The 10,151-nt window shown below is 60.7% G+C and carries 10 protein-coding genes, 1 tRNA gene and 5 pseudogenes; 5 read left to right on the top strand and 11 right to left on the bottom strand.

From position 1 onward, the window contains the following. Positions 1-52 precede the first annotated feature (52 nt). The 10 genes and pseudogenes from IPK59_23020 to IPK59_22975 all read right to left on the bottom strand — a co-directional run bounded on the left by IPK59_23020 (position 53) and on the right by IPK59_22975 (position 5,281). On the bottom strand, positions 53-424 hold the full coding sequence (locus tag IPK59_23020) for a hypothetical protein (protein MBK8161493.1): 372 nt from the start codon (positions 422-424) through the stop codon (positions 53-55). Positions 425-674: 250 nt separating this feature from the next. Further along, complete coding sequence (locus IPK59_23015) at positions 675-938, bottom strand: hypothetical protein (protein MBK8161492.1); 264 nt, start codon at positions 936-938, stop codon at positions 675-677. Positions 939-1,016: 78 nt separating this feature from the next. Further along, positions 1,017-1,307: a hypothetical protein gene (locus tag IPK59_23010; GenBank protein ID MBK8161491.1), complete on the bottom strand. Its 291-nt coding sequence runs from the start codon at positions 1,305-1,307 to the stop codon at positions 1,017-1,019. Positions 1,308-1,490: 183 nt separating this feature from the next. Continuing rightward, positions 1,491-1,835, bottom strand: a complete 345-nt coding sequence (locus tag IPK59_23005; protein MBK8161490.1) for a CHASE2 domain-containing protein — start codon at positions 1,833-1,835, stop codon at positions 1,491-1,493. Positions 1,836-1,865: 30 nt separating this feature from the next. Continuing rightward, positions 1,866-2,411 (bottom strand): hypothetical protein, encoded by a 546-nt coding sequence (locus IPK59_23000; GenBank protein ID MBK8161489.1) that lies wholly within the window; start codon positions 2,409-2,411, stop codon positions 1,866-1,868. Between the two features lie 26 nt (positions 2,412-2,437). Further along, positions 2,438-2,602, bottom strand: a complete 165-nt coding sequence (locus tag IPK59_22995) for a hypothetical protein (GenBank protein MBK8161488.1) — start codon at positions 2,600-2,602, stop codon at positions 2,438-2,440. A 161-nt stretch (positions 2,603-2,763) separates the two neighbouring features. Next, positions 2,764-3,153 (bottom strand): LysM peptidoglycan-binding domain-containing protein, encoded by a 390-nt coding sequence (locus IPK59_22990; GenBank protein MBK8161487.1) that lies wholly within the window; start codon positions 3,151-3,153, stop codon positions 2,764-2,766. A 314-nt stretch (positions 3,154-3,467) separates the two neighbouring features. Then, positions 3,468-3,848, bottom strand: coding sequence for a response regulator transcription factor (locus IPK59_22985; protein ID MBK8161486.1), 381 nt, complete (start codon positions 3,846-3,848; stop codon positions 3,468-3,470). 194 nt (positions 3,849-4,042) lie between these two features. Beyond that, positions 4,043-4,117: transfer RNA gene (locus IPK59_22980), tRNA-Gln, on the bottom strand. Positions 4,118-4,192: 75 nt separating this feature from the next. Next, a pseudogene (locus IPK59_22975) lies at positions 4,193-5,281 on the bottom strand (branched-chain amino acid aminotransferase). Positions 5,282-5,487: 206 nt separating this feature from the next. On the opposite strand from IPK59_22975, the gene IPK59_22970 reads away from it, so the two are divergent. From IPK59_22970 to IPK59_22955, 4 genes and pseudogenes are all read left to right on the top strand, one after another. Continuing rightward, positions 5,488-5,886, top strand: a complete 399-nt coding sequence (locus tag IPK59_22970; GenBank protein ID MBK8161485.1) for a MarR family transcriptional regulator — start codon at positions 5,488-5,490, stop codon at positions 5,884-5,886. Beyond that, positions 5,886-6,199, top strand: a pseudogene (locus IPK59_22965) (phosphoribosyl-ATP diphosphatase). Before IPK59_22970 ends, IPK59_22965 begins: the two are co-directional and overlap by 1 nt. A 3-nt stretch (positions 6,200-6,202) precedes the next feature. Continuing rightward, positions 6,203-6,580 carry an HIT domain-containing protein gene (locus IPK59_22960; protein ID MBK8161484.1) on the top strand — a complete coding sequence of 126 codons (378 nt, stop codon included), beginning with the start codon at positions 6,203-6,205 and terminating at the stop codon, positions 6,578-6,580. Between the two features lie 66 nt (positions 6,581-6,646). Continuing rightward, a pseudogene (locus IPK59_22955) lies at positions 6,647-8,173 on the top strand (amino acid permease). Here the strand turns inward: IPK59_22955 and IPK59_22950 are convergent. After that, a pseudogene (locus IPK59_22950) lies at positions 8,166-9,477 on the bottom strand (multidrug effflux MFS transporter). The pseudogenes IPK59_22955 and IPK59_22950 sit on opposite strands and share 8 nt — an antisense overlap. Positions 9,478-9,553: 76 nt before the next feature. On the opposite strand from IPK59_22950, the pseudogene dinB reads away from it, so the two are divergent. Next, positions 9,554-10,151: pseudogene (dinB, locus tag IPK59_22945) on the top strand (DNA polymerase IV).

The following is a 10,151-nucleotide window of genomic DNA, read 5'->3' as shown; positions in this document are numbered from 1 at the left end:
AGAGATTGTCGGCGATGTCGCGGGCCAGATCGGCGGCAGGACGTCGCTGCCTTCAAACGGCTTTCGCCCATGCGCGCAACGTCGACGAAATCCTGCGCAAGCGCAATCGTCCGCCGGGCATGCCCCTCGATGCGGTTGCTGACATTACTGTCCTTGATCGAGTCGTCAGCAACGCAATGATGGCCGATTGTGGAGAACGCATGTCGTGTGACAGAAGCTTCAGCGCTTCCTCGTGGTCGCTTTCCGCCTGTGCCAGGGCGCTGATATCCGCCAGATAGTGGATCTGGCCGACCAGTTTGCCGTCGTCGCTGACAACCGGGGCGCTGCGCATGACGAAATGGCTGCCACCCGGCGAAACGAACCGGACAAAGCCCTGATCGCCGGGTTGTGATGCGTTGCCGTGCGTTTTCAGATATTCGTCCACGCTGCGCCGGTGGGCCGGTGCCACGATGCGGTCGAGCAATATGGTGAAAGCGGCGTGCCTTCAGATCGGGGCCGAGATATTCCTCGATCCTGCTGATTGGCCATCGTCACTGTTGTAGCCGTGTCGGTCACGAACATCGGATCGGGCAGATGTTCCAGCGAGGGTCGAAACAAAGCGGCGCAGGTCGCGAGATGGTCGATCGCGCTTCCCACACGCCGCGCTCTGGCGGCCGACAAGATCGCTACCGCGATCAGGGGCCCGGTGCCAGCGGCACGATATCGCCTTCGCGTTCAAGCTCGCCCAATTCATGCTGCATGAACGCGCTCATCGCCTGCAGGCGGCGCCAGCCCCAGAGCGGGTAAACCAGAATGATGCCGATCAGTGCAGCGCTCGGGGGGAACCAGATGCTGGCGGCCAGCGCCGCAGAGCTGGCAGCAAGGACGAGCACGAACAGCCCCAGCGATACCGCCAGCGCCGTGCGCGGTTGCCAGCGCAGAAAGCCCGGCAGCAGCACCTTACGTGGGCAGCGGCGGCAACGCGACCTGCCAGTTTGCCGCCGGTGTAATGAAATCATCTCTTCGCAACGCCGCAATCATGTTCGCCATGATCTCGGTTCCGGAAACGACGCCGCCGTCGCTGAAGGGGCCGGGATAATTCGCCCATGCCCGCGGCGGGTGGCATCGATGACGATGTCGCGGCCTTTAATCAGCTGTGCGGGAATGTTGCCGTCCAGCGCATCGGCAAAGGAAATTTCCGAAAAGCTGTCGCGCGCGGCATAGGGGAGGACCAGATCCTGGCCGCAACGATCCAGCCGCCGGAAGGCGGGGGAGGGCGCGCCGCCATTGCGATAAACCAGCTCCGCCACATGCGGCAGCTTTTTCACCGCTGCCATCCAAGCACAGAATTGACCCATCGCGATGCCGTCATTATCAAACGTCACATTGACGTGGCCCGCACCCTTTGCAGCCGCGTCAAGCAGGGGCAAAGGGCGTTCGGCTATCGACAATCTGCCGTCGCTGCCCGGGCTGTGAAAGTTCAGGGGGCGAAAGGCATTGCCCGACGCGCTTCATCGCCGTGGCCAGTTGTGCATCGCCATCGCCATGCGCCCGCTTCGCTGAGCAGAACGTCCAGCAGGATGCTGCGCGGTTGTGCCGCCGACAGCTTTTCGATCAATCGGGCATGGACATTTCTGTCCCCACGGCCATTTGCCGAGTCTTGCCAGGCTGGGTTCGTCGATATTGACCAGCAATATGCGGTCATCAGGGGCAGGTCGGGAAAGCGACGACAACTGGTCGTACACCAGATTGTCGAACGCCCGAGTTCCACGCCAATGCGTCGCAAAGATTACGGCGAATGTGCTGACCAGCGCGATCGGGCACCATTCGATCAGCAGTCGGCGACGAAGGCTCATGCGCCATCCTTGGATCGGGATTGCGACAAATCAGTTCGAAGCGACGATGATCTTCTCAAAGGGCGTCCAGTTGGTGCTGGTTTCGCCATCCGCATATTGGATGGCGCCGACACGCCAGTAATAGTCGCCATCGGGCAGTTCCGGACAGGATAATCTGCTGCGCAGACGGCCCGCCTCGTCGACAAAGGCGGTGCCGTCGGTATTCCCCCTGAACAGCTGGAAATTATAGCGGATGATACCTCGTCCCTGACCACCCCATTTGAAAACCCAACCGTCATCAGCCGCGCCAGCCGAGCCGCTGATCGAATTCAGACGCCGCTTGAACGTGTAGGTTGCGGGCAGGCCCTCAATGCCGTTGGCCGAGATTGCCCGCGCGCGGAAGAAGTAGTTGCCATCCTCCAGATTGCCGAAGTCCGCAGCTTCGCCGGATATGATCTGATCGGCGACCTGATCCTCGAAACTGGGATCCCTGGCAATGCTGGCACGAATGGCCGACTTTTGCGCGGGAAGGGCAAAACGGACATCGACGCCATTTGCAGCTTGCCTGCCCCGTTGTTCAAGCGGCGGCGGCATCACTTCTGCGATGGCGGAGCCATCGGCGTTCACCGCAAGGCCATTGCCCGCAGGCAGTGCCAATTCCCGCCATTTTTGACGCCGATTGCCAATGCGCCTTCGTCAACCTCGGCGAAATCGCGCTTGGCGGTATCGTCGAACCGCGTCTGGAAATCGGTTCCGCGCACCGCCGAAACGGCCTTTGGTGTGCGCACCTGATAGCGGTCATTTGCCGATTTGAGCGGGGGCGACCTTCGACCTGGCGCTGCCGCGATCAACTTGGAAATCATAATCGAGCGCAGATTCGAGGATATAGCGACGCAGCCGGACGATCTTCAGATCGGTGTTCGAGGGCATGGAAATGCGCGACCCATCTTCAAGCAGCAGACGCGAATGACCCGCCTGCGGTTTTCAGTGCCTGACCTTCCGCAAGCGCCTGCCCCGACGCAGCCGGTCTGGCCGTGCCCTGGACGAGTGCGGTGACCTGCCCCTTCACCGACGACAGACGCGCGGTGGACGGCTGGAACTTCAGCAGCGTTCTTGGCAGTTTCAATATCGTTCCGACCGGAATCATCCGTGGATCGGCGATCCGGTTCTGCTTCTGCACAATCCTGTAGTCGCCGGTGCGGAGCATATATTTCTCCGCAAGGCCGATCAGCGTATCTCCGCGAACCACCTTATAGGTGATTGTATCGTCGGCCGATGCGGGTGCGCACAAGGCCATCGCGAGCGACAGGGCTGCGATGGACGATGCCGGATACTTCATGGCCTTACCTTTTTCTCGATAGTCTCCAGACGGTATCCGTAGCCGAATACCGTGAAAGATAAAAACCCGTTTTTCGGGTTTGAGATCAACTTGGCGCGGACACGCGAATATGCGTGTCCAGCGTGCGGGTGGCCAGACGGCCGTCGTCCGCGAGATCGTTTCATGATATAGTTGCGCGAAAATGCGATCGGTTGCGGAAGAACATGTCGGCCAGTTCGATTCCTTGACTGGCCGTCAGCGCCTCGACCTTGCCTTCGATCGTTACCGTCTGGTCGATGCGGTCGAATTCATATTTCCCATATACCGCCTTGCTTTCAAACGCGCCGCTGCCGGCACTGCGGCGCAGGAGCGCATTGATCCGCGCCGTAATCACCGTCGGATCCTCCGGGCTTGGTGATATAGTCATCCGCGCCTGCGTTCAACGCGTCGCTAATGTCTTTCTTGGCTGTGCGGTTGGTCAGCATGATTACCGGCGGCTTTTCCTGCAACGATGTCTGCATCCAGCCAAGTGTTGCCAGGCCGTCCTTCTTGGGCATCGTCCAGTCCATGATCACCAGATCATAGGTTTCCCTGACCAGAGCTTGCGACAAGCCCGCACCGTCTGAAAAGGTGGAGGCAATATGCCCCATATCTTCAACGATATTCTTGAGGAAATTCACGACGTCCGATTCATCGTCGGCAATTGCAATACGCATATTAGCTACCCATCTACCCTCGATGGAACGTCATATTATCCAGTTAAAGCAGGCCCATCGCCCTATGCATGCCAAATAATGCCGATTTACAAGTTGCGCTACAGTCGCGGCCAATTAGTTACTACCTTTTACATCGCTTAACCGGCGTTTATATCCGAATGGAGTCAAGGGCAAGGGGGTGTAAAATGGGGAAATGGCTGGGGTGGCGGGATTCGAACCTGCGAATGCCGGTACCAAAAACCGGTGCCTTACCGCCTGGCGACACCCCAGCAGAGCCAAGCCGGACCGGCTCGGGAGAGCGGCCTTATAGCGTTCAAAAACCGCTTGGCAACATGTGCAATGGCTTAATCGATACGATCGACCCAACCATGGATATCGGGCGCGGTGCCACGCTGGATGTCGACCAGTTTCGCGCGCAGTTTCTGTGTCAGTTGGCCGGGCCCGCCGCTGCCGATGGTAAAAGCTGCCCGCGCGCCATGAACACTACCGACCGGGGTTACAACCGCCGCCGTTCCGCAGGCAAAGCTTTCAACAAGCGCGCCGCTTTCCGCATCGGCGCCATTGATCGATGGCGTAATTCTCCTCGCGTACGGTCAGGCCTTCCTCTCGCGCCAGCTGGATGAGCGATGCGCGTAATTCCAGCCAATATGGTTCCGCCGGTCGGCGAAGTGATGATACTGCCATCGTCAAACACGAAGAACATGTTCATTCCGCCCAGTTCTTCCGCAGCGATGCTCCACGGCGGCATCGAGGAAAACCACCTGAGGTCCCGGCCCTGGGCGATGGCCTCCTGCTGCGCGATCAGGCTGGCGGCATGGTGCCGCCGCATTTGCCACACCGGTGCCGCCGGGAGCTAACCCTTGTATAGGTTTCCGAAATCCAGATCCTGATCGCCGGTGCGCCGCTCTTGAAATAGTTGCCCGCTGCCGAACAGATGACCATGAACAGATATTCCGACGACGGCTTGACCCCAAGGAAGACCTCGCTGGCGATCATGAAGGGGCGGATATAGATCGAACCGCCTTCGACAGGGGGGAACCACGCCCTGTCCGCCCCGATCAGCGCCTTGATCGAACCGATGAACAGGCTTTCGGGCAGTTCCGGGCATGGCAAGGCGCCGTGCGGACTGGTTGAGGCGGCAGGCGTTCGCGTCAGGCCGGAACAGCGCCATCGATCCATCAGCAAGGCGATAGGCGCGAGGCCTTCGAATATCTCTTGCGCATAGTGCAGCGGCGGTTGCCGGATCGAGCGTCAGTGGGCCGCGCGGGCCGAGCGTCGCGCTGTGCCAGCCCTGGCCTTCACTATATTTGATCGTGACCATATGGTCGGTGAATATTTTCCGAAGCCCGGATCGGCAATCAGCCCGGCGCATCGTCCGCAACCGGCGACGGATGCGGCAGGCGTTCGGTGTCGGAAAGGCGGAGCTGGGACATGCAGGATCAATTTGAAATAAAATTACGAAGATGCACTGTTCAGGAAATGCTTGCACTTAGTTTTGGAGCTGCGTCAAGATACGTCAATATGGCTGTCCCATCTTCTCCCCCGGTCGAGGAACATTCTCGCCAGCGGCATCGCCGCTTTTCCTGCGAGGATGAGGTCAGGCGCGGCGTCGAGATTGCTGTATTTCGGCTATACGCGCATGACGCGATCGGTCGACGAACTGCTGGTCGAACATGGCTTTGGCCGTGCGCATCACCGCGCGCTCTATTTCATCGCCCGCCAGCCCGGCCTGCCGGTGAGCGCGTTTATGCAGGATCCTGTCGATCGCAAACAGTCGCTGGGGCGTGTGCTCAACGACCTGTCCGCCAGGGGGCTGGTTGAAACCCGCGCGGGGGCAGGACGGGCGGCAAAGCTGTTGCGCCTGACCGAGGCGGGTGCCGCGTTCGAGGCGCAGTTGTTCGATGCCCTGCGCCGGTCTGTCGGCGGCCTATGCCGCGGCCGGGCGAGATCGGTGACAGGTTTCTGGCGTGTGCTCGAAGGTTTGATTCCCGAGGATGAACGGCAGATGGTGATGGCGCTGCAAAGGCGGGGGCGCTGATGGATCCGCGTATCGAGCGACTGGAAGCGGTGATCCGCGCGCAGGGATGCCGATCCGGCGTCGGCTATGTCGCCTCGCTCTTTGCCAGGGGACCGCCAAGATCGCACAGAAGGTTGGTGAAGAGGCGACCGAAACGATCATAGCCGCGCTGGCGGAAGGAAAGGACAAGCTGACCGGCGAGGCGGCCGACCTGCTGTTCCATCTGGCTATATTGCTCGCCAATGCGGGGCTGGGGCTTGACGATGTGCTGAACGAACTGGAGCGCCGTGAGGGGATTTCAGGCATCGACGAAAAAGCCAGCAGGAAAGGATGATCCATGCCCGTTGACGCCACGCTGCCTTATGACGACCCGAATATCTTCGCGAAAAAATATTGCGGCGGGAAATTCCGAACCGCAGTTTACGAGATTTCAGAATGGGCGCTCGCCTTTCACGACATCAACCCGCAGGCGCCGATCCACATTCTTGTCATTCCCCAGGGCGCCTATGTCGGCTGGGACGATTTCAGCGCCCATGGCAGCAAGCCGAGATTGCCAGTTTCATCCGCGCGGTTGGCCATGTCGCACGCGAACGGGTCTGGTGGCGCCGGATATCGCCTTCTCGCCAATGCCGGGATAAACAGCCATCAGGAAGTGCCGCATTTGCATGTGCACCTTTTCGGTGGAAAAGCTTTGGGGCCGATGCTGGTGCGCTGAAATTTTGTTGCGCTCGACAGATTAGCCTCTAGGTTCGCCCCCAGATATAAATTTGGGGAGAATCTGATGCTATTCGACCGGGTCAAGCCGCTGGATGCCATATTGGCAACCGCGGAGAAAAAGTCCCTCCACCGATCCCTTGGCGCATTCCAGCTGACGTGCTCGGCATCGGGGCATCATCGGGACCGGTATTTTCGTTCTGACCGCCGAAGCCGCGCAAAGGCCGGGCCGGGCATGATGATAAGCTTTGTCATCGCCGGGCTCGTCTGCGCCTTTGCCGCATTGTGCTACGCCGAAATGGCGTCGATGGTGCCGGTTTCGGGCTCCGCCTACACCTATAGCTATGCCGTGATGGGCGAACTGATCGCCTGGATGGTCGGCTGGGCGCTGATCCTCGAATATGCGGTCGCGGCCGGCGCGGTGTCGGTCGGCTGGTCCGGCTATGTCGTCGGCCTTGTCGAAAACGCCTTTTCGATAGACATACCCGATACATGGTGCTGGGGCCCTTCGATGGCGGGCTGGTGAACCTTCCGGCGATGTTCATTGCCGGGGTCGTGACCTGGCTGCTGGTCATCGGCGCCAGGGAAAGCGCCACGGTAAATGCGATACTGGTGACGATCAAAGTGGCCGCGTTGACTGTTTTATCGTGCTTGCCGTTCGGTGATGAACATGGAACAGTTCGAACCCCTCGCCGCTCGGCTTTGGCGGGATCGGTGCGGCTGCCGCCTCGATCTTCTTTGCCTATGTCGGCTTCGATGCGGTTTCGACCGCGGCCGAGAAACCAGAACCCGCAGCGCAACATGCCGATCGGGCTGATCGGATCGCTGGCGATCTGCACCATCTTCTACCTTCTGGTCGCCGCTGGTGTAATCGGCGCGCGCCGGGGTCAGCTCGCAACCGGTCATGGATGCCGCAGGCGTCATCAGGCTTGAACCGGGCAGCCCGTGAACTGGCCGCGCAATGCGCCGCCGTGCGGCGAAGGCATGAAGGATGTGGTCTGCTCCAAGGAAGCGCTGGCCTTCACGCTGCGTGAAATCGGCTGGCCGCAGATCGGCAACCTGATCGGGCTGGCCGCCGGACTGGCGCTGCCTTCCGTCATTCTGATGATGATGTTCAGCCAGACCCGCATCTTCTTCGTGATGAGCCGCGATGGCCTTTTGCCCGAAGCCTTTTCGCGCATCCGCGAAGTTCAACACGCCGCATGTGATCCCATCCTGACCGGCATATTCGTGGCCCTGTTCGCCGCCTTCTTCCCGTGGGGCGGTTGGCGAACATCTCCAGTCAGGAACGCTGTTCGCCTTTGCCGCGGTATCGATCGCGGTGATGGTCATCCGCCGCACCGATCCGGGCCGCCACCGTCCGTTCCGCACCGGCGCTGATGTTTACAGCACCAGTTGCGATCGCGGGCTGCCTGTACCTGTTCTACAAGCTCGACGTGAAGAGCCGGATCCTGTTCCTGATCTGGGCCGCCATCGGGCTGGTGGTCTATTTCGTCTATAGCCGCAGCCGCAGCCATGTCGGCAGGGGCCATATCGAAAGGTGCACGAGGATGATGCCGACGCGCCGCCGGCCTCGGTGCCGCCGATCAACTGAGCGGGAAAGCGACAACAGGAAAGGGAGGCTTCGGCCTCCCCTTTTCATTGGACGGAACGTGCCGGGTAGTTCCCGGCCGGGTAAACAAGCGGCCGCGCTCGCCGAAAAGGATCAGGGACAGCGCCGCCGGGCTGCCAGATCAGGAAGCCGGGGGCAACCGGGAGTAACCGCGCCGTTGAACTGCTGACCGATCAGCGCCGATCGCGCGCGGCAGATGGTGCGGACGAAATTCTGGAATGACGATGCGGATCCGCAATCGCCCCGAAGGGCTGCATCGCGATCGACGAACAGTTCGAACCGACAAAGCCGATCATCGCCATGTTGAACGTGATCAGGCCCAGAAACAGCGGCAGCGATCCCGGCGCAAAATGTGCCGCCAGCGCCTGGGCGATTGCCAGCGTGATGAAAGCGAACAATGCGGTCTGCGACACACGGCGCGCGCCGGAACGCTCGACAATGCGCGAATTTGTGAAATTGGCACAGGCGATGCCAAAGGCGATGATGGCAAAGCCGATCGGGAAGAAATCGGGGGCCGAAAAGGTCTTGTCGAAAATCTGCTGCGAGCTGTTGAGATAGCCGAACAGCGCCCCTTGCGAGGTTCCGCCGGCCAGCATGTAGCAATTTGCCGAACGGTTGGTGATAACCTGCTTCCAAGCCGCAGCGAGCGCGCGCGGTTCGATCGGCGTTGTATTTTCCGGAGCAAGCGTTTCCGGCAGGCGCAAGGCGACCCAGCTGAGCACAAGCACGGCCATGATTGCAAAAAGGTCAAAGATCGAACGCCAGCCTGCAAACAGCAATACGGCCGAACCGACCAGCGGAGCGACAATCGGCAGCGCCATGAAAACCAGAAAGATGGTCGACATCCGCCGCGCCATGGCATCGCCTTCAAACTGGTCGCGGATGATCGAGGTGACGAGCACGCCCAACGCCGCGCCGCACAGCCCCTGTGCCACCCGCATCGCGATCAGCATCTCGAAACTGGTCGCAAAGCTGCACGCCAGCGCACACAGGATATAGCCGCCAATGGCACCCAGCAGGATCGGCCTCCGCCCGAACCGGTCTGACAGGGGCCCATGCACAAGCGATCCCGCGCCCATGCCGAAGAGATAGGCGGCGATGACATATTGGATACGGTTGGCGTCGGTCACGCCCAGGCCAGCCGCCATGCGCGGGAAGGCGGGCAGCATGGCATCAATGGCCAGCGCATTGAGGGCCATGATCGAGGCCATCATCACGGTCAGTTCGCGGTCGCCAAGCAGTTTCGGTTTTGGGGAAAGGGTCATGGCGTGCTTATGCGCAAGCATCCATGCGAAGAGCCAGTCCGTTTTCGGGTCGAGCCCGGCATTCGGAATGCGACAGCCTGCCGCGCCCACGATTGCAATGTTTGCCCGACACGCGCAAAAACGCAGGCATGACCGACGGGTGCGCACGATCCGCAAGATCATCCATGTCGATATGGATGCCTTTTGTCCGTCGGTCGAACAGCGCGACAATCCCGACGCGCGGCCGGCCGGTTGCCGTCGGCGGATCATCGAAACAGCGTGGTCGCGGCCGCCAGCTATAGAGGCGCGGGCGTTTGGCGTCAGATCGGCGATGCCATCGGTCACCGCGCAGCGCCGTTGCCCCGATCTGGTCTTCGTCAAGCCGCGCTTTGAAGTATATCGTTCAGTCGCATCAGATACAGGACGTGTTTCGCGCCACACGACCTGATCGACCGCTGGCGCTCGACGAAGCCTATCTTGACGTCACCGCAGACAAGCGGGTATCGGATCGGCGGTGAAGATCGCCAAGGCGATCCGCGCGGCGATCCGCGAAGAGACCGGACTGACGGCGAGTGCCGGGGTGAGCTACAACAAATTCATCGCCAAGCTGGCGAGCGACCAGAACAAGCCCGACGGCCTGTGCGTCATCCTGCCCGAACAGGGGGAGGCCTTCGTCGCGACCTTGCCGGTGCGCCGTTTCCACGGTGTCGGGCCAC

The sequence above is a fragment of the Rhodospirillaceae bacterium genome (assembly GCA_016712715.1).
Classification (GTDB): domain Bacteria; phylum Pseudomonadota; class Alphaproteobacteria; order Dongiales; family Dongiaceae; genus Dongia.
This window is presented reverse-complemented; position numbering and strand designations above follow the sequence as displayed.